This window comes from Rhizobium sp. N621 (genome assembly GCF_001664325.1).
Lineage (GTDB): Bacteria > Pseudomonadota > Alphaproteobacteria > Rhizobiales > Rhizobiaceae > Rhizobium > Rhizobium esperanzae.
Window position 1 is genome coordinate 4,116,235 of sequence record NZ_CP013495.1, and the last position, 23,332, is coordinate 4,139,566.

Sequence of the window (23,332 nt, forward strand, 5' to 3'; positions counted from 1 at the left end):
ATGGGCCGCATGAAAACGGGGTAGTTCGCGCCGATGCAAACGCTGGCAAAAATCGTCAACTGGATCGTGCGGGTCACCGGTTATGCCGTCGGCGCCATCTTGATTCTCGCTGTCGCGGCGCTTGCGATCTTCGGCTTCACCTCCTTTGGCGCCCGCATCGTCACCGAAAAGATCGCCTCCACCCTTTCCAACCGCGATATGACGATCGAGGTGCGCGAACCGGAAGGGCTTTTGACCGGCGGGCTTCGCGCCACCGAAATCTCCCTATCCGACACGAGGGGCGTTTTTGCGGAAATCCACGGTGTGGCGATCGATTGGAACCCGCTGGCGCTGTTGACGGGAACATTCCACGCCAAGCGTTTCCAGATCGACACGATCAACGTGCTGCGCAAGCCGGTGCGCACCCTGCCCTCGCGGCCCAGCGCCGAAAACTCCGGCGGCTTCACTCTTCCGGTCAAGATCGATGTCGACCATGTGGCCTTGCCCGATATCAAACTGGCCGAAGCTTTTGCCGGGCGGGCTTTCGCGCTCGCCGCCGAAGGCAGCCTTTCGGCAAATGGCGACGGCGGCGAAGCGATGGTCAATGTCAGCCGCCACGCGGTTCCGGATGCGCGCCTTACTGCCGATATCGCCTACGCGCCGGCCGAAAACCGGCTGCGGCTGAAGGCGCAGCTTGCCGAGCCGAAGGGTGGGCTGTTGGCGGGCTTCCTCGGCCTGCCTGGCAATCCTGCGGTCAACATCGACCTCGACGGCCAGGGACCGATATCCGACTGGACAGGCAAGATACAGGCTGCGCTCGACGGACAGCAGCGCGCTGCAATCGAGGGCCGGCATGCGATTGGCGCAGACAGGCTGCATCATCTCGAACTCAAGGGTGGCGGTGACCTGAGCTCGCTTCTTCCCGCAGCATTCCGGCCGCTTTTCGCCGGCCAGACCAATATCGATCTTGCCGCCACCTTCGACGACCACGGCAAGATCGATATCCAGACCGGCAATATCGCCACCGGCAGCGTCGTCATCGCCGCATCGGGCGCGCTTGATCCGGCCGGCAACAACAGCCTGAACGCCAATCTGCTCGGCACATCCGGCCCCGTCGATTTCCGCTGGCCGCTCGCCGAAGGCGAAGCGCGCTTCCTGATTTCAGGCCTCAACCTGGCTCTGACGGGCGATGCGCAGAGCGCCCGACTAAGCCTCAGCGGCTCGCTCGACAGCGCCACCCTGCCGCAGGCCGATATCGGCAACGTCAAGCTGACGGCAAAGAGCGATGCCTTCAATCTTGCCGCCCGTTCCGGCAGCGTTCAGCTGCGCCTCGTGGCCGGGGACGCAACCTTTGCCGAACCGAACCTCAATCGCGCAGTTCAGGGCCCTATCACGATCGCCTCGCCGCTCCAGATTTCGTCGGGCGACATTGGCTTCAACGGCACCACCGTCGAAAGCGCCAATATCAACGGCAGCCTCAACGGTTCCTATCGGCTGGCAGACCGCGCGCTGACCGGCAATGTCAAGCTGAGCGTCGAACCAGCGGCCCTGCCGGCCGCGGCGACGAGCAGGTTCGATCAGCCGATCTCGCTCGAAAGCCAGGTGACCGGCACGATCCCGTCGAAATTCGCGCTGTCCAATCTCGTCCTGAAATCCGGCACGCTTGAAGCCGCCGGCAACGTCGCGTTAGACGGTTCGATGTTGAACGCCGATCTTTCAGGTCGGCTGCCCGATATCGGCAAGCTGATGACGGGCGCGAGCGGCGGCGCCGGTTACGCGCTGAGGATCGGAGGCGAACTGCCGGCGATCTCCGTGACAGCCAATATCAAGGCTCCCAGCCTTGAGATGGCTGATCGCGCGCTCGCCGACCTCAATATCGATCTGTCGGGCGTCGCCGATGCCAAGGCGCCGCAGGGGAAGTTTGCGGCCACCGGCACGATCGACGGACAGCCGATCGGCATCAACGGTGACATCCGTTCTGAGAACGGCAGGACGAGCATTCCCGCACTGACCGCCGATGTCGGCGGCAACCGGCTGACCGGCAAGCTGGAGCTTTCGCCCTCCCTGACGCCCTCGGGCGCATTGACCTTCGATTTCCCCAAGCTCGGCGTGCTGGCTGCGCTCGGCGGCCAGAAAGCCGAAGGAGATCTCAAGGGTTCGCTCGGCATCGAGAGCGACGGCGGCAAGATCGCGCTCAAGCTCGTTGCATCAGGTGCCTCGATCCGCCGCGATACGCTGGCGATCATCAAGCCGGATATCGACCTGACGGTCAGCGATCTCAGCGCCCTTGCGGCAAACGGCACGATCCGCGCCGAAGAGCTGGCTGCCGGAGAAAACAGGCTCGCCGGCCTTTCGCTCGATTTCACCAAGCAGCAGAACCGAACCGATTTCGATCTCAACGCCGCCTATGACGGCAATCCGGTGCTGGCCGCTGGCAATATCCTGGCATCAGGCGGCACGATCGCGGTAAACCTTGACCGCTTCTCGGCCAGCCCCCGCAACATCCCGGTCGAGCTTGCCGCACCGACTGAGGTCACGATCGGCGGCGGCACCGCCAGTCTGGACGGACTGACGCTGAAAACAGGCACCGGTTCGGTGAGCGTCACCGGTTCCGCCGGCGAGACGCTGAAGCTGAATGCCGACATCCACCAACTGCCGGCAGCGCTGGCCAATGGTTTCGTGCCGAACCTTTCGGCCGGCGGCACAATCTCGGGAACGATTGTCGTGACGGGAACGCCGGCAGCACCCATCGCCGATTTCAAACTCGACTGGAAGGATGCGACGACCGGGCAGCTTAAGGGCGCGGGCCTGGCACCGCTCGGCATCAACGCCAACGGCAAATTTGCCGAGAAGAAGCTCGATTTCGACACGACAATCGCCGGTGCCGACAGCCTGTTGCTCAAGGCCCGCGGCAACGTCGCTCTCGCTGATCCGACGGCGCCGGTGCTTGATATCGACGCCGATATCCTCAACCTGCCGGCGCAGGTCGCCAATGGTTTTGCTTCCGATCTCACCGCCGAAGGCACGATCACGGGAAAGGTGACCGCCGCCGGTTCCCTTAAGGCCCCAATCGCCCATTTCGACCTCGCCTGGAAAAGCGCTGCGACGCGCCACACCAAGCGCGCCGGCCTCGCGGCTCTTGATGTGACCGCGTCCGGCAAATTCGCGAACAACAAGCTCGATTTCGATGCCGCAGCCATCGGCGCCGACAGACTCTCGCTCAAGGCAAACGGCAACGTGGATATCGCCGGGACGACGATCGGTAACATCAAGGTCGGCGCAACACTGGACAATATCCCCGCAGCGATTGCCAACGGCTTCGTTCCCGATCTCGCAGCGGAAGGCGCAATCTCCGGAACCGTCGCGGCCAGCGGGTCGCTTGCAGCCCCGGCCGCCGATTTCGATCTCCATTGGCAAAACGCCGCGACGAGCCACACGAAACGGGCCGGCCTTGCCGGTCTTGGCCTCACCGCGTCCGGAAAGTTCGCCGACAACAAGCTTGATTTCGACGTCGCAGTTGCCGGCACAGACAGCCTCTCGCTGAAGGCGAACGGCAATGTCGCCGTTACCGGCACGACGATCGGCACCGTCGCGGCCGATGCGACGCTGTCAAATATTCCGGCAAGCCTGGCAAACAGCTTCGTCGCCGATCTCGCCGCCGAAGGCACGGTCTCGGGGAGGGTCTCGGCTGCGGGCTCGCTTTCGGCCCCCACCGCCAATTTCGACCTCAATTGGAAAGACGCTGCGACCAGCCACACGAAGCGTGCCGGCCTTGCCGCTCTCGCCGTTACCGCATCGGGGAAATTTGCCGATAACAAGCTGGATTTCAACGCGGCGGCCGGTGGCGACCAAGGTCTCTCATTGAAGGCCATGGGCAATGTCGCTCTCGCCGGTGCGGCAATCGACAGCGTGAAGGTCGATGCCGAAATCGTCAAACTCCCCGCCGCCCTCGCCAATGCCTTCGTCCCCGATCTGGCGGCCGGCGGCGTGATATCCGGCACGCTTTCGGCAGCCGGAACGCCCGCTGCACCCAAGGCAGATTTCAAGCTCGACTGGGCGGACGCCGCGACCAGTCACACCAGAAGCGCGCATCTTTCCGGCCTCGCGCTTGCCGCATCGGGACACCTCGCCGACAACAAGCTCGACTTCAACGCCAATCTCGGCGGCAAGGACGGCCTGTCGCTGAATGCCGCGGGCAATGTGGCGATATCGGGCACTTCGATCCGCAACATTGACGTCAAAGCCGATCTTGCCAATCTACCCGCGCGCCTTGCCAACGGCTTCGTTGCCGGCCTTGCCGCGGAGGGCGCGGTATCGGGAACGGCATCCGCCTCAGGATCGCTGCCCAAGCCCGCCGTCGATTTCAAGCTCGATTGGAGGAACGCCGCCACCGCCCAGACCAGGAGCAGCGGCTTGTCGGGCCTGAGTGCCGTGGCCTCCGGCAAGTTCGCCGATGGCAGGGTCGACTTCGATGCCAGCCTTGCCGGCAAGGACGGCATGTTGGCCAAGGCGGCGGGTGGCGTGACGATCGCGGGAACGGCCATACGCGACATTTCGATCAATGCCGATATTCCGGCGCTGCCGGCAAATATCGCCAATGCCTTTGTTCCCGGCCTCGGTGCCGAAGGCACTCTGTCGGCGAGCGCCCAGACATCTGGAACGCCGGCAGACCCGATCGTCGATTTCAAGCTGAACTGGAAAGATGCCGCGACCAGCCACACCAAGGCCGCCGGCCTCTCCCGCCTTGCTTTGGCGGCGACGGGAAAATATTCCGGCGACCGACTGGATTTCGATGCCGACCTCAGCGGCAGTGGCGGCATTTCGCTGAAAGCCGCCGGCAATCTTTCCATTGCAGGCACTACGATCCGATCGATCGACGTCACCGCGAACGCTGCCAATGTTCCGGCCGCCATCGCCAACGGCTTTGTTCCGGGCATCGGAGCCGAAGGCACGATCACGGCGACGGCCAAGGCGGCGGGCGCGCTGTCCTCGCCCGCCGTCGATTTCAAGGTCGATTGGAAGAATGCCGCGACGAGCCAGACGAAAGGCGCCGGTCTTTCGCCATTCAGCATCGGGGCATCCGGCAAGCTTGCCGATAACAGGCTGACAGTCGACACCAACCTTGCCGGCGATGCCGGCATGTCGCTGAAAGGCGGCGGTAGCGTCGTGATGTCAGGCAACCGCGCCGTCGACATGCGCTTCAACGGCAATGTTCCCTTCGCCGTGCTTGGCGCCCCGCTCGCACAGCAGGGCTTTGTCGCCGACGGCGTCGCCAGCGTCGATCTTAAGATTGGCGGAACGGCCGCGGCACCCGTCATCAACGGCACTGTCTCGACATCAGCCGCCAAGCTCGTCGACGTCAGGCGCAATCTTGCCGTCAACGATCTCGCAGCCACCGTCACCTTCAATGGCAACCAGGCCGTCATCTCGCGCCTCAGCGGCAATCTTGGCGGCGGCGGCACGATTTCGGCAAGCGGCACCATCGGCATCCAGCCGGCCGGCGGATTTCCCGCCGACATTTCGATCAAGCTCGACAAGGCCGTCTATGTCGACGGAACGCTTGTTGTCTCGACTGTCAATGGAACGGTGGGCCTGCGCGGGCCGATCATGAGCGCGACGCTGAGCGGCAAGCTCCGGCTGGACAAGACCTCGATCACCGTCCCGGAGAGATTGCCGACCTCGCTCCGCGAAATCGACATCCGGCATAAGAATGCACCGCGAGCGGTGCTGGCGCAGCTGCGCAATGACGGCGAGCGAAAGCCGGGCGAGAAGTCCCCCGTTATCACGCTCGACCTCCAAATCGATGCGCCCTCGCAGATCTTCGCGCGCGGCCGCGGCATCGATGCCGAGCTCGGAGGTCTCGTGACCATCCGCGGAACGGCGGCAGCACCCATCGTCACCGGCGGCTTTACCATGCGCCGCGGCCGGCTGACCATTCTCAACCGCCGTCTGAACTTCTCCGACAAGAGCAGGATCACCTTTGCCGGCGACCTGACGCCGGCGCTCGACATGGAAGCGACCTCTACCTCCGGCACGACGACCCTGACGGTCGATGTCTCAGGCCTTGCCACCGATCCCTCGATCACCTTTTCCTCCTCGCCCCAGCTGCCGCAGGACGAGGTGCTGGCGCAGTTGATCTTCGGCCAGTCGATGTCGAAGCTCTCGCCGGTACAGATCGCCCAGCTCGCGGACGCCGTCAGCCAGCTGGCCGGCAACCGCTCCACCTCGCTCTTCGAGGGCCTGCGCAACCAGCTCGGCGTCGACGATTTCGACGTCAGCACCGACGAGAAGGGCCAGACGAGTGTCAGCGTCGGCCGCTACCTCAACGACCGTACCTATTTCGAACTGCAGCAGGGCGGCTCGGCCGGCGCCAAGGCAATCATCAATCTCGATGTCGGCCGCGGCGTCAAATTGCGAGGAGCCGCTGGCGGGAATGGTGCCGGCGAAGCAGGCGTCGTTTACGAGCGGGAATATTAAGCCGGCTAAATCAGGAGCAGAACGCAGCGGATGGCGGTTCGGTTCGGACCTGAGGTCTGCCACTCACCCTAACCCTCTCCCTGCTTGCGACCGCTTGCGGGGCGAGGGGGACGTGCCAAATGCAACGTCGAGGTTGGAGCGGAGGTGCCGGCCGGCGGATGAGGGGCTAGTTCCGCAGATCATGCCCTAGAAACCTGTCTTGCTCGTTTTGAGAAGAATATTGGTCTCGGTCGAATTGATGCCGTTGATCAATCTGATTCGACGCAGCGTCTCGTCAAAGGCGGCGAGATCGCGGTCCTCCAGCTCGGCAACGAAATCCCATTTGCCGTTGGTGCTGTGAAGCGCACGCACCTGTGGCAGGCCCCTGAGCTGATCGGCTACCCGGTCGGCGAGCTTGCCGAGCACCTCGATCATGACGATGGCGCGCACGCCGGCGGATCGCGTCTCGTGACTGGTACGGATGGTGAAGCCGACGATGGTGCCGCTGGCGACCAGCCGGTCGATTCGGGCGGCGACCGTTGCCCGCGATGCACCGGTCATTGCCGCGAGCGAGGAGACGGAGATGCGAGCATTGTGGCGAAGCGCACTCAGAAGTTCGGTATCGAGATCGTCCACGTCGAACACTTTGTCAAAATAGGTTTATCAATCTGCGCAATCATAGTCCATTTCTGGCACTTTTCCATCTTTTTGCCGCCAGCCCTTTATCCCACTATCGGCCGAAACAGGCCTCAACACGGAGCCCTCGAATGAACGCGCAATCGCGATCTGTCACCCTCATCGGCGCACCCTTGGAAGAAGGCTCCGGCCGCAGAGGCGCCGCCATGGGCCCCGCAGCGCTGCGGATTGCCGGCGTCGACCAGACACTGATCGATCTCGGCCACGACGTCGCCGATATTGGCGATCTCTCCATCGTGCCCGCGATGGATCTGCCGAATCATCCGAAAGCCCATAATCTGAGGATCGTCGGCGCCTTTACGCGCGCATTGGAAAGCAGCGTCTATGACGTCGCCGCCGCTGGCCGCTTTCCGCTGATTCTCGGCGGCGATCACAGCCTGTCGATGGGCAGCGTCTCCGGTATGGCGCGTTATGCCGCCAGCAAGGAGCGCCCGCTCTTCGTGCTCTGGCTCGATGCCCATGCCGATTTCAACTCTCCGGCCACGTCGCCCTCCGGCAATATTCACGGCATGCCCGTTGCCTTTTTCTGCGGCGAGGCGGAGTTCGCCGAAATCCTCCCGAAGGACCGGCCCTTCGTCGACCCGAAGAATGTCTTCCAGGTCGGTATCCGTTCGGTCGATGCGCGCGAGCGCGAGGAAATCCATGAACACGGCGTCAATGTCTTCGACATGCGCGCGATCGACGAGCAGGGCATCGGCGCGATCATGCGGGAGATTCTCGCTGTCGTCGCCAAGGCCAACGGGCTGCTGCATGTCAGCCTCGATCTCGATTTCCTCGATCCCGACATCGCCCCAGGCGTCGGCACGACGGTGCCTGGCGGCGCGACCTTTCGCGAGGCGCATCTTGTCATGGAAATGCTTTCGGACAGCGGCCTCGTCTCGTCGCTCGATCTCGTCGAGCTCAATCCGTTTCTCGACGATCGCGGCAAGAGCGCTCGCATCCTGGTGGAACTGACGGCAAGCCTGTTCGGCCGCCGCATCTTCGATCGTCCGACACGTGCCGCATAGACAAGGCTGAGGGAGAAGCGCCATGAACACTTCGGAAAAACTGATCGCAACGGAACAGCGGCTCGGCGCCAACAACTATAAGCCGCTCGACGTGGTGCTGACGCGTGGCGAAGGCGTGTATGTCTGGGATACCGACGGCAATCGTTATCTCGATTGCCTCTCGGCCTATTCTGCCGTCAACCAGGGCCATTGCCACCCGAAGATTCTCGCCGCCATGGTCGAACAGGCGGGCAGGCTGACGCTGACATCCCGCGCTTTCCGCAATGATCAGCTCGCCCATCTCTACGAGGAGCTTGCCGCACTGACGGGCTCGCACAAGATCCTGCCGATGAATTCCGGCGCCGAGGCGGTGGAGACCGCCATCAAGGCTGTGCGCAAATGGGGATACGAGGTCAAGGGCGTGCCTGAAGGCAAGGCGGAGATCATCGTCTGCGCCGACAATTTCCATGGCCGCACGCTGAGCATCATCAGTTTCTCCACAGATCCCGACGCCCGCACCGGCTTCGGCCCCTACACGCCGGGCTACCGCATCATTCCCTTCGGCGATGCCGAGGCATTCGAGGCCGCGATCAACGGCAATACCGTTGCGGCCCTGATCGAGCCGATTCAGGGCGAAGCCGGCGTCATCATCCCGTCGGCCGGTTACTTTACGCGTATCCGGGAACTCTGCACTGATAACAACGTCACTCTGATCCTCGATGAGATCCAGACCGGCCTCGGCCGCACCGGCAAGCTGCTGGCCGAGGAGCACGAAGGCATCGAGGCCGATGTGACGCTGATCGGCAAGGCGCTTTCCGGCGGCTTCTATCCCGTATCCGCCGTCCTTTCGAATTCCGAGGTGCTGGGCGTGCTGAAGCCCGGCCAGCACGGCTCGACCTTCGGCGGCAATCCGCTCGCCTGCGCGGTTGCGCGCACGGCCCTCAAGGTGCTCGTCGACGAAGGCATGATCGAGAATGCCGCCGCGATGGGCGATTATTTCATCGAAGGCTTGAGGTCGATCCGCTCCAACATCGTCAGGGAGGTGCGCGGTCGCGGCCTGATGATGGCGATCGAGCTGGAGCCCGAAGCCGGCGGCGCGCGGCAATATTGCCATGCACTGAAGGAGCGCGGCCTTCTCGCCAAGGACACCCATGACCACACGATTCGCCTTGCTCCGCCACTTGTTATAACGAGGGAGCAGGTCGATTGGGCCGTCTCGCAGATCGAAAAGACGATCGGTTGAAGTAGATCGAGGCGGAAAAGCTTCACACTCCCGTTCCCGATTTAGATTTGGGCAACACTCTTCCGTTAATGTCGTCGCTAACCGCAACGATGCTTTGCCAAATGCAAAGTCATCGCGTGGTGTGAAGGCAAAGCTCGTCGGCGCCAATGGTGGCGCACCCGCTTCTGCTTTGGCTTACGACAGTTGGGAAGAATTCTAATGGCCACGATCAATTCCACTAGCTTCAGCGGCGATACGCTCGAGATCATTGCCTTCCGCCTGCATGATCAGGAATTTTGCGTCAAGACCACGACCATTCGCGAAATCCGCGGCTGGGCGCCTTCGACCCCGATCCCGCATTCGCCGGCCGATGTCATCGGCGTCATGAACCTGCGCGGTTCGGTCATCCCGATCATCGATCTCGCCTATAAGCTCGGCATGAAGAGCACCGTTGCCAACGAACGCAGCGCCATCGTGGTCGCTGAAGTTCACAGCATGGTCATCGGCATGCTCGTCGACCGCGTCTCGGATATTCTCACCATCTCGTCCAGCCAGGTCCAGCCGGTGCCTGAGGTGACCGCCTCCTTCGACCGCGCTTTCTGCGAGGGCATCATCGCTTCGGAAAACGGCATGATCTGCTTCCTGAACCTCGCCAAGATGTTCAAGGAAAACGAGACGGATGAACTGGCTGCCTGATCTGCCAGAACAATTGGATATCGAAAAGCCGCCGTTCTCGGCGGTTTTTTATTATTCGTCATAGGTAATTTAGGCCTACAACGGTCGGTCTCGTCGGCGGGATCGGTCAACCGTTTGAGGAAATCGTCGCGCAAGCTGCGATAGAGCGCGCCGCCGCGGAAACCGGGCGGCGCAATGCGACCGCTCACCCGAAGAGGGCGAAAGTCGCCTTCAGCGTAACCCAGACGCCCCAGAGCAGCGGAATGCCGACGACGGCCCAGGCCAGCATTGCCTTGGCGTCCAGCCCGCCGGTGCCGATGCCGAAGGAGCCGGTCGGCCCGGCATTGACGGCCGCAGACTTCGCCTGCAGCGCCGCGACCTCGTCATCCCTCATGAACCACTTGTCCGGAAGCGGCCTGACCAGCGCATTGGCGATGAGACCGAGCGCCAGCATGCCGGCAAGGATATACATGGTGCCGGTATAGAGGGCCGGACCAGGGGCAACGCCGGCGGCGATCTGAGCCTCGCGGATATAATTGACCACGACGGGGCCGACGATCCCCGCCGTTGCCCAGGCAGTCAGCAGCCGGCCGTGAATGGCGCCGACAAACTGCGTGCCGAAGATATCGGCAAGGTAGGCCGGGATGGTGGAGAAGCCGCCGCCATACATCGACAGGATGATGCCGAAGGAAAGAACGAACAGCGCCTTGTTGCCCATGCCGGCGAAGGTGGGCGCCAGCGCATAAAGCGCAATGCCGATGAGGAAGAAGCAATAATAGGTGTTCTTCCGGCCGATCTTGTCGGACAATGACGCCCAGAAGAACCGTCCGCCGATATTGAAGAGCGACAGCAAACCGGCAAAACCGGCAGCGATCGTGGCGATCGATGCCTTCTGCCCGGCATCGAGTTGAGCGAAGCCGACATCAGGCAGGCCGATCAGCGAGCCGGCGAAGATTTCCTGCAGCATCGGCGAGGCCATGCCGAGAACGCCGATTCCGGCCGAAACATTGAGGCAGAGCACGGCCCAGATCAGCCAAAACTGCTTGGTCTTGTGGGCGTCGCGCAGATGCACATGTCTGGTGGTGATCATCGTGCTCTTGGCCGCGGGCGGCGTCCAGCCTTCCGGCCGCCAGCCGGCCGGCGGGATGCGATAGCCGAAGGCGCCGCCCATCATGAAGACGAAATAGATCGCCGCCATGACGATGAAAGTCTGCCAGACGCCGACCGATGTATCGGTCTTGAAGGTGTTCATGAGCAGGTTGGCAAGCGGAGCGCCGATCATTGCGCCGCCGCCGAAGCCCATGATCGCCATGCCGGTTGCCATGCCGCGCCGGTCGGGAAACCACTTGATCAGCGTCGAGACCGGCGAGATATAGCCGAGGCCGAGACCGATGCCGCCGATGACGCCGGCACCGAGCCACATCAACCAGAGCTGATGGGTAAGGACGCCGACGGCGGCAAGCACGATGCCGCCGCACCAGCAGCAGGCGGAAACGACGCCCGCCTTACGCGGGCCGGCCCGCTCCAGCCAACCACCCCAGATGGCGGCCGACGAGCCGAGCAGAACGAAGAACAGCGTGTAGATCCAGCCGAGATCGGCAACGCGCCAGTCGCAGGTGGTGGTGAAGAGCGCCGAGGCGAGGGTCAGATCGGGGCAGGCGGTCGAGGCCGTGATCCCGAGCGACTTGGAAAGCGGCAGCCAGAACACGCTGAAACCATAGGCCATGCCGATGCAAAGATGGATGGCAAGTGCGGCCGGCGGCACCAGCCACCTGTTGAAACCGGGCCTTGCGATAATCCTTTCGCGATCAAGCAGGCCTGAGCCCGCCAACGCTCCGTCAGTACGTGTTCCCGCTGCAGTCATGAACAACTCCTCCTTGTTTCAGACCTTGCTGTGATTGTAGCCTCGCCTGTTTTTCAGGCGCGCAAAGGACGCTGTAACGCTTTAAACTTCGTATTTTTTTAAATCGATTAGATTTCGACGTATGCAGTGGCGCGTGCGCAGGCAGTTTGCTGCTGCCCCCTCCGGCAGACACCACTTTGGATTACCGGACCTGGTTTGCCTCCGCCTCCGGCTTGCGGATCATGGGAGCGGCCTGAAGCACCAGTGCATCCAGACCGTTCTCCTCTTTATCGAGAATTTCAAACAATTGCCGCCGCATGCGCGGCTCCCAGAATTTATTGATGTGCATGGCGACGCCTTGCGCGGCCTCATTTTGCGGCTGGCTTTTGAAAAAGGTGGCGATCTGATTTGCCATATAGACAAGCTTGGTTTTGGTATCATGCGACATCGGCGATACTTCCGGGCGAGATGCGGTGCGGGTGTGTGAAAATCTCGAAATCTTCGCCGCGCACCAGCGCGACGAGCGTCATGCCGGCCGCTTCGGCCGTGCGGATAGCAAGGGCCGTCGGCGCTGAAATGGCGATGAGCGCGGGGCTGCCGAGGATCGCCGCCTTCTGCACCATTTCGACCGACAGCCGGCTGGTGACGACGACCGCGCCGTTTCCGCCGCTTTCGCCGGCGCGGATGACGGCGCCGCAGAGTTTGTCCAGAGCGTTATGGCGGCCGACATCTTCGCGAACCGCAATCAGCCCGCTGCCGGGAAGGTAGAATCCAGCGCCATGTACGGCCCGCGTCTCCCGATGCAGCGGCTGCGCCTCGTTCAGAAGCGAAACAGCCCGAACGATATCCGCATGAGACAGCGCCAACGGCGATGTCGAGACATCGGGCACCGGCCGCACCGCCTGTTCGATCGATTCGATGCCGCAGAGCCCACAGCCGACCGGTCCGGCCATGCTGCGGCGGCGCGCCCGCAGCCGATCGGCGACATCGTCGGCAAGGCTGACCTGCACGTCGATGCCCTGCCCGCCCGCGACGATCTCGATGGCGGATATCTCCGCCGGCCTGGCGATAATCCCTTCGGTCAGGCTGAAACCGACCGCGAAATCCTCAAGATCCGCGGGTGTCGCCATCATTACCGCATGCGAACTGCCGCCATAGGAAAAGGCGATCGGCACTTCCTCAGGCACGATGCGCGAACCGCTGTGCATGACGCCGTTGCGGCGGGCGGTTTCGGGAGCACGGGCGGTGGTGGGGAAAGTCATCGCAGACGCCTCCTCTTCTCCTCGAGGGGAGAAGGAAGGATCTCGCCGAAAACGCCAAATCGCCCCGGCATTGTCACTCCGCCGCTTCGAGCTTGCCGGCGATACGGCGCGATTGCCGTGCCTGCTCGTCATATTCGAGCTGCCAGTCGCTCGGCCCGTTCGACGGCGAGACCTGCACCGCCGTCACCTTATATTCCGGGCAGTTGGTCGCCCAGTCGGAGAAATCGGTGGTGATGACGTTCGCCTGCGTATTGGGATGATGGAAGGTCGTATAGACGACGCCCGGCGCAACACGATCGGTGATCAACGCTCGGAGCGTCGTGTCGCCGGAGCGGCTCATGAGCTTCACCCAGTCGCCGTCACGCACACCGCGCTGTTCGGCGTCGTGCGGATGAATTTCCAGCCGGTCTTCCGCGTGCCAGACGACATTCTCGGTCCGCCGCGTCTGCGCCCCGACATTGTACTGGCTGAGGATGCGGCCGGTGGTGAGCAGCAGCGGAAAACGCGGACCACTGCGTTCGTCGGTCGCCACATATTCGGTGCGGATGAACTTGCCCTTGCCGCGCACGAAGCCGTCGACATGCATGATCGGCGAGCCGAGCGGGTTCTTCTCGTTGCAGGGCCACTGCACCGAGCCGATCTTGTCGAGATAGTCGTAGGAGACCAGGGCGAAACTCGGTGTCGTCGCGGCAATCTCGTCCATGATCTCCGACGGATGGGCATAATTCCAGCCGAGCCCCATGGTCTGGGCAAGCTTCTGCGTCACCTCCCAGTCACCATAGCCATTGCGTGGCGTCATCAACTTGCGCACACGGTTGATGCGCCGCTCGGCATTCGTGAATGTGCCGTCCTTCTCGAGGAAGGTCGAGCCCGGCAGGAAGACATGGGCGTAGTTGGCGGTTTCGTTGAGGAACAGGTCCTGCACGACGACGCATTCCATCGCCGCAAGCCCGGCCGCGACATGTTTCGTATCCGGATCGGATTGCAGGATGTCCTCGCCTTGGACGTAAAGCCCTTTGAACGAGCCGTCGACCGCCGCATCGAGCATATTCGGAATGCGAAGGCCCGGCTCGTCGCTAAGCTTCACGCCCCAGAGCTTTTCGAAGATATCACGCGTCGCATCGTCGGAAATATGCCGGTAGCCGGGCAGCTCGTGCGGGAAGGAACCCATGTCGCAGGAGCCCTGCACATTGTTCTGGCCGCGCAGCGGATTTACGCCGACGCCGGGACGGCCGATATTGCCGGTCGCCATTGCCAAATTGGCGATCGCGATGACCGTGGTCGAACCCTGGCTGTGTTCGGTAACGCCGAGACCGTAATAGATCGCGCCGTTGCCGCCCTTGGCATAGAGCCTCGCCGCGCCGCGCAGATCCGCCGCCGGCACGCCGGTGAAGATCTCGGTCTGTTCGGGGCTGTGCGCCGGTTCGGCGACGAAGGCAGCCCAGTCCTCGAATTCCGACCAGTCGCAACGCTCGCGGATGAAGGTCTCGTCATAGAGCCCTTCGGTGACGATCACATGCGCCAGCGCCGTCATCACCGCGACATTGGTGCCCGGCTTCAGCGGCAGGTGGTAGGAAGCCTGGACATGGGGTGACCGGACGATATCGGTGCGGCGCGGATCGATGACGATGAGCTTCGCCCCCTGGCGCAGTCGCTTCTTAAGCCGCGAGCCGAACACCGGATGACCGTCCGTCGGGTTGGCGCCGATGATGACGACGACATCGGATTGTTCGACGCTGTCGAAATTCTGCGTTCCGGCCGAGGTCCCGAATGTCTGGCCGAGACCGTAGCCGGTCGGCGAATGGCAGACGCGGGCGCAGGTATCGACATTGTTGTTGCCGAAACCGGCGCGGACCAGCTTCTGCACCAGATAGGTTTCCTCATTGGTGCAGCGCGAGGAGGTGATGCCGCCGATCGCGTCGCGGCCATATTGATATTGGATGCGGCGGAACTCCGACGCCACATGGGCGAAGGCCTCGTCCCAGCTCACCTCCCGCCAGGGATCACTGACCTTTTCGCGGATCATCGGGTTGAGGATGCGGTCCTTGTGAGTGGAATAACCGTAGGCGAAGCGGCCCTTGACGCAGGAATGGCCGCGATTGGCCTGTCCCTCCTTCCACGGCACCATGCGCACCAGTTCCTCGCCGCGCATCTCCGCCTTGAAGGAGCAGCCGACGCCGCAATAGGCGCAGGTGGTGACGGCCGAATGCTCCGGCTGGCCGATCTCGATCACCGATTTCTCCGTCAGCGTCGCCGTCGGACAGGCCTGGACACAGGCGCCGCAGGAAACGCATTCGGAATCCATGAAATTCTCATGCATGCCGGGTGACACGCGGGAGCCGAAACCGCGCCCCTCGATCGTCAGCGCAAAAGTGCCCTGCACTTCCTCGCAGGCGCGCACGCAAAGCGAACAGACGATGCATTTGGAGGGATCATAGGTGAAATAGGGATTGGACTCGTCCTTCGGCATCCATTTCAGATTGATGTCGCCCTTGCTGCGCGCCTTGACGTGATTGTCGCCCTCATAGCCGTAGCGCACGTCACGCAGGCCGACAGCGCCTGCCATGTCCTGCAACTGGCAATCGCCATTGGCAGCACAGGTGAGACAGTCGAGCGGATGATCGGAAATGTAGAGCTCCATCACGCCGCGGCGGATATCCTTCAATCGTCCCGTCTGCGTGTGCACCACCATGTTTGCCGCCACCGGCGTCGTGCAGGAGGCCGGCGTGCCAGGGCGGCCCTCGATCTCGACGAGACAGAGCCGGCAAGAGCCGAAGGCATCAACCATGTCGGTGGCGCAGAGCTTCGGCACCTCGATGCCGGCTTCCATTGAGGCGCGCATGATGGAGGTGCCTTCCGGCACGCTGATCTGCTGCCCATCAATGGTGAGCGTCACCATGGTTTCGGATTTCGAAGCCGGAGTGCCGTAGTCGATTTCATGGATGAGAGACATGGTCGGCCTCCTGTAGGGAAATGGGATTGCGCAGGTCACGGCATGCGGCTGCAGCTTGGAAGATCATCACTCGGCAGCCTCCACGACCGGTGCCGGCACAAAATCTTCCGGGAAATGCGTCATGGCGCTCATCACGGGATAGGGCGTGAAGCCGCCAAGCGCGCAGAGCGACCCGAATTTCATGGTATTGCAGAGATCGCCAAGCAATATTCGGTTCTCCTCCGGCTCGATGCCGCGAGCGATCTTGTCAACCGTCTCGACGCCGCGCGTCGAACCGATGCGGCAGGGCGTGCACTTGCCGCAGCTTTCGACAGCACAGAATTCCATGGCGAAACGCGCCTGCTTCAGCATGTCGGCCGTGTCGTCGAAGACGACAATGCCGGCGTGGCCGATGAGTCCGTCCTTGGCGGCAAAGGATTCGTAGTCGAACGGCGTATCGAACAGCGCCCGCGGGAAATAGGCGCCGAGTGGTCCGCCGACCTGCACGGCCTTGACCGGCCGGCCGGTCCTCGTGCCGCCACCGATCCTGTCGACGATCTCGCCGAGCGAAAGACCGAAGGCTGTTTCGTAGAGACCGCCATATCTGACATTGCCGGCAATCTGCAGCGGAATGGTGCCGCGCGAGCGGCCCATGCCGAAATCGCGGTAGAAGGCGGCGCCCTTTTCCATGATGACAGGCACCGAAGCCAGTGAGATCACATTGTTGATGACGGTCGGACAGTCGAACAGACCCTTATGCGCCGGCAGCGGCGGCTTGGCGCGCACGATGCCGCGCTTGCCTTCGAGACTGTTCAAGAGAGCCGTTTCTTCACCGCAGACATAGGCGCCGGCGCCGGTACGCACCTCGATATCGAACGCGCGGCCCGAGCCAAGCACCGACGGGCCGAGGATCCCGGCCTGCCGCGCGATGCCGACGGCCTCGCTCATCGCAGCGATTGCATGCGGATATTCCGAACGGGTGTAGACGAAGCCCTTCGTGGCGCCGGTCGCAAGTCCTGATATTGCCATGCCTTCGATCAGCACGAAGGGATCGCCCTCCATGATCATCCGGTCAGCAAAGGTGCCGCTGTCGCCCTCATCGGCGTTGCAGACGATATATTTGCGTTCGCCGCTAGCATCGAGAACGGTCTTCCACTTGATGCCCGTGGGAAAGCCGGCACCGCCGCGACCGCGCAGGCCGGAATCGGTGACTTCCTTGACGATTTCAGCGGGCGCCATCGCCACGGCGCGGCGAAGGCCGGCAAGGCCGCCATGCGCCTCGTAATCCGAAAGCGAGAGCGGATCGATGACGCCGCAGCGGGCGAAGGTCAAGCGGGTCTGTTCCTTCAAGAACGGGAGGTCTTCAACCTCCCCGAGACAGAGGGGATGATCGCCGCCGTTGGCGATCCCGGCGTCGAAAAGACCGGACACATCCTTTGCCTTCACCGGTCCGTAGCCGATGCGCTTGCCCGCAAGCTCGACCTCGACCAGCGGCTCCAGCCAGAACATTCCGCGCGAGCCGTTGCGCACGATCTCGGCATCGAGGCCGCGGGCGACGATCTCCTGGGCAATCGCCTTTGCCACCTTTTCGGCCCCGAGCGCCAGCGCAGCGGCATCGCGCGGAACATATATCATGACTGTCATCGGCGCGCCTCCGCAACGAGTTCCGCCGCCATCTGATCGTCGAGCCGGCCATACACCTCGCCGTCGAGCATTGCCGACGGCGCGCAGGCGCAGAGCCCGAGGCAGTAGACTGCCTCCAGCGTCACGCTGCCGTCGAGCGTCGTCTGGTGAAAATCGATGCCGAGCAGCGCCTTGATGCGCTCAGCCAGCGCGTCACCACCCATCGACTGACAGGCCTCGGCGCGACAGAGCTTCAGCACATGCCGCCCGGCGGGGTGGTCGCGATAATCGTGATAAAAGGTCATCACGCCATGCACCTCGGCGCGCGAAAGGTTCAGTTCCTCCGCGATCACGGGCAGGGCTTGCTGCGGCACATAGCCGAATTCCTGCTGAACTTGATGAAGAATGGGAAGCAGCGGCCCTTCAAGGGAGCGAAGGTCGGCGACAATGGAACGCGTGCGCGCTGCGATATCGCCTTCGGCGATATGAATGGTCATAAGGCAGCCCTCCCAGCCGCTTGCTCGTTGCGGAATGGCGCTCTCCACCGGCATGAGGCCATCCCCTCATGCAGCATCTCAGGGAAGCCGGCGACGATCAATAAAGCTATCTCGTGGATTGATAGGTTTTCTCTATCAGAGCTCTTCATCCCGCACGAGCACGCGCGCTTCATGCAGCAAGGCCGAAACGAGCGGCGTGAAGGGTTCGCGATAGGGCGCGACGAGGCCGACCAGATGGTGGGCCTCCGGTTCAACGATCGGAATCATGCGGATTTCTATTGGGAATCCAAATGATTTCGCGACGTTGCGCGGCATGATGCTTGCCCAGCGCCCAGTTCTGACATGCGAGAACAGCACGATCATCGAGTTGGATTCGAGAGTTGGATGTACGGTCGCGCCCGCTTCCGTCAGGTGCCGGTTGATGATGCGTCGGTTCTGCATGTCGGCGGTCAATAGACAAAGCCGAAGATCGCCGACCTCCTTCCAGGTCACGTTGTCGCGATCGGACAGCGGGCTGCCCGCAGCCGTGATCAGGTGATAGCGCTCGGCGTAGAGGGGAACACTGGTGACACGTCCGAGCGGCTCATTTTCAAGATAGGTGATACCGGCATCGATCTCGAGATTTTCGAGCATGCTCAGCACCTGCAGCGAGTTCCGCGAGACGATCGAGAAGGTCACTCCCGGATGTCGTTCCTGAAAGGGCGTGGTGATGCGCGAAAGCATGGCGAGCGCGGTCGGAATGGCAGCGAGGCGGATGTGGCCGGAAAGACCGCGGCGGGCGGCGCGCATCTCTTCCCGCATGGTGCGAGCATCGCCGACGATGCGCCGCGCCCATTCAAGCACCCGCTGCCCCTCCGGCGTCAGCCCCTGAAACCGCGAGCCGCGCTGCACCAGCATGACGCCAAGCTGGTCTTCAAGCTGCCGGATGGCGGCCGAAAGTGTTGGCTGGGAAATCCCGCACTCCTCCGCGGCGCGGCCGAAATGCTTTTCGTTGGCAAGGGCGATGAAAAATTCCAGCTTGTCGATCATCCGGTCTCCCGATCCGGCGCGAAATCATCCGGATCAGCCTATCTTCGACGCAGCAACCGTGTTCCGCAAGGGCGGTACTAATCGTTTTCAGCAGCCGGAAAAAGATCGAACAACGATTCAAGGAAGGCAAGCACGCTTGTATTGCCGATACGGTAATAGACCAGCCTACCCTGACGGCGCGTATTGACGAGGCCTTCAAGCCTTAAACGTGCGAGCTGCTGCGAGACCATTGCCTGCTGAATGCCGAGGATGTTTTCGATTTCACCGACCGTCCGCTCCTCACTCGCGAGTATGCAAAGAATCAGAAGTCGGGTCTGGTGCGCCAGCGCCTTCAGCAGATCGCTCGCCTCACGAGCGTTTCCAGCGAGTTTGTGCAGTTCCTGACCGGACATTCCCGGCTCGGGCTTGGGCAATGGCATTCGACATCTCGGAAGGGAAGCGAAAAGGCAGATCAGCACAATAGCATATTCGCACACGCGAATTTGCCAAAAGTGATGAAATGTCAAAAAAGGTCTAACTAAATCAGCAGATAAGCTGGCCGCCATTGATCTCGATGACCTGACCGGTAATGTATCCGGAGAGGGAGGGTGCCGCCAGGAACAGATAGGCCGGAGCGCAGTCCTCCGCCGTGCCCAGCCGCTGCAAGGGAATAGACTTTCTCGTCTGCTCCAGCTTTTCGCGGGAGGAATAGCGCTCATGGAAATCCGTCTCGATCGTTCCGGGCGAGACACAATTGACGCGGATGCTATCCGGCGCGAGCTCGCGGGCAAGCGCCTTGGAATAGGTGGAAACGAAAGCTTTCGAAGCGGAATAGATCGAAGAACCGGGACTGCCGCCGGTCAGCGCGGAAATTGAAACGGTGTTGACGATGGCAGCGCCTTCCGCCGCCTTTAATGCCGGCAGCAGCGCACGCGTCAGCGCCACCACCGACGTCTGGTTCAAACGCACGATCGCCTCATAATCTGCGTCGGTCAGTGTGGCAGCCGGAAAACGGCCGAGCATGGTGCCGGCGTTATTGACGAGCACATGCACCTTGTCGAAAAAGGCAAGCGCATTTTCGGCAAATTGCGCAGCGCCGCCAGCGGCGGTGAAATCGGCGTGCAGCAGCAGCGCCCGTCTTTCGGATTCAGCCGTCAGCAGAAAATCCGGCAGCTCGCGCCCCGGTTTGCGTCCGGTATGGACGATCACCTTCGCGCCGCAGTCCAGGAACTGCCGGGCCACTTCGAGGCCGATGCCCCGCCCGGCGCCGGTCACGATGACATTGCGATTCTCGAATAGTCTCGGATGGAACACGAAGCCGTCCTCCTCGCGGACAAAGCCGCCTGTTGCGCCATTCGCCCTTAACATATGAGCGCGCCGGCCGAAAGAAAGGCGGCATCATCTTTCCGCGAGAGGCTAGCGCTCTTCCCCGAAAGCTCACACTTCGTTTTCGCTCTCCAGCAGCCGCGGGCCCGGCCCTTCCTCGCCGAGCCGATCGAAGGGATTGCGCAACGGACAGCTTTCGATCGACAGGCAGCCGCAGCCGATGCAGCCGGTCAGACGGTCTCGCAGCAGGCTCAGCTGTCTGATTCGCGTGTCGAGCTCATCCTTCCAGCGCGCCGACAGCGTCTGCCAGTCGGCAACCGTCGGCGTGCGTCCCTGCGGCAGGGAGGCAAATGCCGTCTGGATTTCCGAAAGCGGAATGCCGACACGTTGCGCCACCTTGATGATGCCGAGCCGGCGAAGCACATCGCGTCCGTAGCGCCGCTGGTTGCCGCGCGTGCGGATACTCGAGATCAGCCCCTTGACCTCATAGAAATGCAGCGCCGAGACGGCAAGACCGCTGCGTTGCGCCACTTCACCGACCGTCAGAAGCCTGCCGAGCGGCGTTGCAGAAATCCTATTCATCGCCTATTGACCTCAATATTAGTTGAGGTTTTATAACCCCTGCTCCCCCGCCCGTAAAGCGCGAGGCGCAGGAAGGAGCGGCAGTGAGATCATCCGGTCGATAAAAGCTGGAACGAGGGCATCGGCGCTCGTCCGCCCCCGTATCGATCGCTCCAGCCGATATAGCCCCCGAGAGGCGAGCGCTCGGGTTCCGTTCCCGGCAGGTACGGAACCTCGGAAAACACCCGGACAGGACCTCGTCCGGGTGTTTTTTCATCGGCAATCCCTTCCCGACCGGCCGAACTGCTTTGCAATTTTGCGGTTGCGGCAAGAAAACCCCGATGATAGTTTTCGCCGAAATAACAGGGGAGCTCCGTGTCGCCGGGGCTGAGATGCGAGGCGCAAGCTTCCGGACCCTTCTAAGCTGATCTGGGTAATGCCAGCGGAGCGAGGTCCAAATGCATTCCGGCGCGCAAGTGTCACTCTACCCGACGTCCGGCCATTCCGCCGGCACCCCTATCGATGCCGTCAAGGCAATCGCCCCGAATTGCGGCAGGCTGCGCATCGAGACCGATGCCCTCGACAGGTTTGCGCGAACGGCCCGACGAAAGCCTGAAATCGAACGCCGATGACATCGCCACGCCCATCGGATTCGCGTCTTGCGACGCTCTGTCTCGCCGTGTACCGGGCAATGCCCGCCTTGCTCGCCGGCTTTGCCTTTCTGGCGGCATGGGAACTCTATGTCGATCTTTCCGGCATCAAACCGTCCATTCTGCCGGCGCCTTCGCGTATCCTTGTCCAGGGTTGGCTGAACCGAGAGGGGCTGATGTCAAACACCTGGCCGACGCTCGGCGCCACAGTCGGCGGTTTCGCTCTGTCGCTCGCCTTCGCCTTCGCCTCTTCGATCCTGATGGATTTCATGCCCTTCATGCGCCGGGCACTGCTGCCGATCTTCATTGCCAGTCAAACTTTGCCGCTGGTGGCGATCGCACCCCTCGTCGTTCTCTGGTTCGGTTTCGGCCTTTTGCCGAAGATATTGCTGGTGGCCCTCGTCACCTTTTTCCCGCTGCTCGTTGCCCTGCTTCAGGGTTACGAGGCGACCGACCGCGATATTGCCGAATTGCTGAACTCGATGAAGGCGAGCCGCTGGCGCATTTTCCGCCTGGCGCGCCTTCCCTCCTCTTTGCCCTTTTTCTTCGCGGGTCTCAGGATCTCGATCACCTATGCCGTCGTCGGCGCGATCTTTGCCGAATATGCCGGCGCTGCAAGCGGCCTCGGCATCTATATCCTCAACGCCAAGAACAATTTCCGTCCCGATCTCGTGCTCGCCGCCGTGATCGTCAGCGCTCTCTTGACGCTCTGCCTCTTCGCGCTGACGCTGGTTATCCAGCGTTTCGTCATGCCCTGGCAGCCATCCCAGGAGCGGCGCAGATGACCGGTCAGATGCTTGAGCTGCGCAACATCTCGAAATCCTTCGACGGCATGAAGGTTCTGAGCGACATTTCACTCACCGTCGCAAACGGCGAGTTCGTCTCGATCGTCGGCCCATCCGGCTCCGGAAAATCGACTGTGCTGAGACTGCTGACACAGGCGCTGCGGCCTGATTCCGGCGCCATGCTTTTCAACGGTGCAGCGCTGGAACAGACGCCGCATTCCTTTGCCTTCATGCCGCAACGCGATGCGCTGATGCCGTGGCGCCGAATCATCGATAATGCCGCGCTCGGCCTTGAAGTGAAAGGCATGACTCGTCGGGCGGCCCGCGCCGCTGTCGCGCCCCTCTTCGAGCGGTTCGGCCTTGCCGGCTTCGAGCATCACTACCCCTCTTCTCTTTCCGGCGGCATGCGCCAGCGTGCGGCACTGCTGCGCACCGTCATCCAGAAGCAGGACATGCTGCTGCTCGACGAGCCCTTCGGCGCGCTCGATGCGCTGACCCGCACACAGATCCAGGAGTGGCTGCAAGGCATGTGGACCGAACATCGCTGGACGGCGCTGCTAATCACGCACGATGTCCGCGAGGCCGTTTTCCTCTCCGATCGGATCTACGTGCTGTCTGCTCGCCCGGCCCGCGTCATCCGCGAATTCCGTGTCCCCCTGCCCCGCCCGAGAAGCATCGCCGATCTCGGTTCACCCGCAGCTCAGGCAATCGAGACTGAAATCCTGCAAACCCTGCTTCATCCGCTGGAACAGGATGATTTTAGGCCGACCGGCCTGAAATCTGGCTCCTGTTCCAATTTTAAGAGTTAGAGCCTGATGTCGTCCGAAAACC

At 62.3% G+C, this 23,332-nt stretch carries 17 protein-coding genes and 1 riboswitch; of the genes, 6 read left to right on the forward strand and 11 right to left on the reverse strand.

The features are described 5' to 3' along the window. Positions 1 to 33 precede the first annotated feature (33 nt). Positions 34 to 6,456 carry a translocation/assembly module TamB domain-containing protein gene (locus AMK00_RS19780; RefSeq protein WP_064811476.1) on the forward strand — a complete coding sequence of 2,141 codons (6,423 nt, stop codon included), beginning with the start codon at positions 34 to 36 and terminating at the stop codon, positions 6,454 to 6,456. Positions 6,457 to 6,642: 186 nt separating this feature from the next. On the opposite strand, the gene AMK00_RS19785 is transcribed toward AMK00_RS19780, so the two are convergent. Next, positions 6,643 to 7,080, reverse strand: a complete 438-nt coding sequence (locus AMK00_RS19785; protein ID WP_170965837.1) for an Lrp/AsnC family transcriptional regulator — start codon at positions 7,078 to 7,080, stop codon at positions 6,643 to 6,645. A gap of 122 nt (positions 7,081 to 7,202) precedes the next feature. Between AMK00_RS19785 and rocF the strand changes: the two genes are divergently transcribed. The 3 genes from rocF to AMK00_RS19800 all read left to right on the forward strand — a co-directional run bounded on the left by rocF (position 7,203) and on the right by AMK00_RS19800 (position 10,035). Beyond that, positions 7,203 to 8,138, forward strand: a complete 936-nt coding sequence (rocF, locus tag AMK00_RS19790; RefSeq protein WP_064811477.1) for an arginase — start codon at positions 7,203 to 7,205, stop codon at positions 8,136 to 8,138. Positions 8,139 to 8,160: 22 nt separating this feature from the next. Then, on the forward strand, positions 8,161 to 9,360 hold the full coding sequence (gene rocD / locus AMK00_RS19795; RefSeq protein ID WP_064811478.1) for an ornithine--oxo-acid transaminase: 1,200 nt from the start codon (positions 8,161 to 8,163) through the stop codon (positions 9,358 to 9,360). 198 nt (positions 9,361 to 9,558) lie between these two features. Further along, positions 9,559 to 10,035, forward strand: coding sequence for a chemotaxis protein CheW (locus AMK00_RS19800; RefSeq protein WP_064707940.1), 477 nt, complete (start codon positions 9,559 to 9,561; stop codon positions 10,033 to 10,035). 184 nt (positions 10,036 to 10,219) lie between these two features. Here AMK00_RS19800 and AMK00_RS19805 read toward each other — a convergent pair whose 3' ends face one another. From AMK00_RS19805 to soxR, 10 genes are all read right to left on the reverse strand, one after another. Then, the gene (locus AMK00_RS19805; protein WP_064811479.1) at positions 10,220 to 11,878 is read right to left on the reverse strand and encodes an OFA family MFS transporter; all 1,659 of its coding nucleotides are present in this window, start codon (positions 11,876 to 11,878) and stop codon (positions 10,220 to 10,222) included. A gap of 181 nt (positions 11,879 to 12,059) precedes the next feature. Beyond that, positions 12,060 to 12,305, reverse strand: coding sequence for a formate dehydrogenase subunit delta (locus AMK00_RS19810; RefSeq protein ID WP_064811480.1), 246 nt, complete (start codon positions 12,303 to 12,305; stop codon positions 12,060 to 12,062). Continuing rightward, the gene (gene fdhD, locus AMK00_RS19815) at positions 12,295 to 13,119 is read right to left on the reverse strand and encodes a formate dehydrogenase accessory sulfurtransferase FdhD (protein WP_064811481.1); all 825 of its coding nucleotides are present in this window, start codon (positions 13,117 to 13,119) and stop codon (positions 12,295 to 12,297) included. The genes AMK00_RS19810 and fdhD overlap by 11 nt, the downstream gene beginning before the upstream one ends. A gap of 73 nt (positions 13,120 to 13,192) precedes the next feature. After that, positions 13,193 to 16,072 carry a formate dehydrogenase subunit alpha gene (fdhF, locus tag AMK00_RS19820; protein ID WP_064811482.1) on the reverse strand — a complete coding sequence of 960 codons (2,880 nt, stop codon included), beginning with the start codon at positions 16,070 to 16,072 and terminating at the stop codon, positions 13,193 to 13,195. A gap of 66 nt (positions 16,073 to 16,138) precedes the next feature. Beyond that, positions 16,139 to 17,695, reverse strand: coding sequence for a formate dehydrogenase beta subunit (locus AMK00_RS19825; protein ID WP_064811483.1), 1,557 nt, complete (start codon positions 17,693 to 17,695; stop codon positions 16,139 to 16,141). Further along, positions 17,692 to 18,171, reverse strand: coding sequence for a formate dehydrogenase subunit gamma (locus tag AMK00_RS19830; protein ID WP_064805375.1), 480 nt, complete (start codon positions 18,169 to 18,171; stop codon positions 17,692 to 17,694). Before AMK00_RS19830 ends, AMK00_RS19825 begins: the two co-directional genes overlap by 4 nt. 135 nt (positions 18,172 to 18,306) lie before the next feature. Then, positions 18,307 to 19,200, reverse strand: coding sequence for a LysR family transcriptional regulator (locus AMK00_RS19835; RefSeq protein WP_011427055.1), 894 nt, complete (start codon positions 19,198 to 19,200; stop codon positions 18,307 to 18,309). Positions 19,201 to 19,277: 77 nt separating this feature from the next. Beyond that, entirely contained in the window at positions 19,278 to 19,619 is a 342-nt protein-coding gene (locus AMK00_RS19840) for an ArsR/SmtB family transcription factor (RefSeq protein WP_064811484.1), read from the reverse strand. Positions 19,620 to 19,722: 103 nt separating this feature from the next. Continuing rightward, a complete protein-coding gene (locus AMK00_RS19845) occupies positions 19,723 to 20,493 on the reverse strand; it encodes an SDR family NAD(P)-dependent oxidoreductase (RefSeq protein ID WP_064806383.1) in 771 nt (256 codons plus the stop codon). A 123-nt stretch (positions 20,494 to 20,616) separates the two neighbouring features. Beyond that, complete coding sequence (gene soxR / locus AMK00_RS19850) at positions 20,617 to 21,087, reverse strand: redox-sensitive transcriptional activator SoxR (protein WP_064805379.1); 471 nt, start codon at positions 21,085 to 21,087, stop codon at positions 20,617 to 20,619. Positions 21,088 to 21,420: 333 nt separating this feature from the next. Beyond that, a riboswitch (TPP riboswitch) is annotated at positions 21,421 to 21,534 on the forward strand. Positions 21,535 to 21,694: 160 nt separating this feature from the next. On the opposite strand from soxR, the gene AMK00_RS19855 reads away from it, so the two are divergent. Next, positions 21,695 to 22,501: an ABC transporter permease gene (locus AMK00_RS19855; RefSeq protein WP_064811485.1), complete on the forward strand. Its 807-nt coding sequence runs from the start codon at positions 21,695 to 21,697 to the stop codon at positions 22,499 to 22,501. Continuing rightward, entirely contained in the window at positions 22,498 to 23,310 is an 813-nt protein-coding gene (locus AMK00_RS19860) for an ABC transporter ATP-binding protein (protein WP_064811486.1), read from the forward strand. The genes AMK00_RS19855 and AMK00_RS19860 overlap by 4 nt, the downstream gene beginning before the upstream one ends. Positions 23,311 to 23,332: the final 22 nt, after the last annotated feature.

Coding starts and splice junctions, on each gene's coding strand:
- AMK00_RS19780 (WP_064811476.1), top strand. CDS start 34: ATGCAAACGCTGGCAAAAATCGTCAACTGGATCGTGCGGGTCACCGGT.
- AMK00_RS19855 (WP_064811485.1), top strand. CDS start 21,695: ATGACATCGCCACGCCCATCGGATTCGCGTCTTGCGACGCTCTGTCTC.
- AMK00_RS19810 (WP_064811480.1), bottom strand. CDS start 12,305: ATGTCGCATGATACCAAAACCAAGCTTGTCTATATGGCAAATCAGATC.
- rocD (WP_064811478.1), top strand. CDS start 8,161: ATGAACACTTCGGAAAAACTGATCGCAACGGAACAGCGGCTCGGCGCC.
- rocF (WP_064811477.1), top strand. CDS start 7,203: ATGAACGCGCAATCGCGATCTGTCACCCTCATCGGCGCACCCTTGGAA.
- fdhD (WP_064811481.1), bottom strand. CDS start 13,119: ATGACTTTCCCCACCACCGCCCGTGCTCCCGAAACCGCCCGCCGCAAC.
- soxR (WP_064805379.1), bottom strand. CDS start 21,087: ATGAATAGGATTTCTGCAACGCCGCTCGGCAGGCTTCTGACGGTCGGT.
- AMK00_RS19860 (WP_064811486.1), top strand. CDS start 22,498: ATGACCGGTCAGATGCTTGAGCTGCGCAACATCTCGAAATCCTTCGAC.
- AMK00_RS19800 (WP_064707940.1), top strand. CDS start 9,559: ATGGCCACGATCAATTCCACTAGCTTCAGCGGCGATACGCTCGAGATC.
- AMK00_RS19805 (WP_064811479.1), bottom strand. CDS start 11,878: ATGACTGCAGCGGGAACACGTACTGACGGAGCGTTGGCGGGCTCAGGC.
- AMK00_RS19840 (WP_064811484.1), bottom strand. CDS start 19,619: ATGCCATTGCCCAAGCCCGAGCCGGGAATGTCCGGTCAGGAACTGCAC.
- fdhF (WP_064811482.1), bottom strand. CDS start 16,072: ATGTCTCTCATCCATGAAATCGACTACGGCACTCCGGCTTCGAAATCC.
- AMK00_RS19825 (WP_064811483.1), bottom strand. CDS start 17,695: ATGACAGTCATGATATATGTTCCGCGCGATGCCGCTGCGCTGGCGCTC.
- AMK00_RS19835 (WP_011427055.1), bottom strand. CDS start 19,200: ATGATCGACAAGCTGGAATTTTTCATCGCCCTTGCCAACGAAAAGCAT.
- AMK00_RS19830 (WP_064805375.1), bottom strand. CDS start 18,171: ATGACCATTCATATCGCCGAAGGCGATATCGCAGCGCGCACGCGTTCC.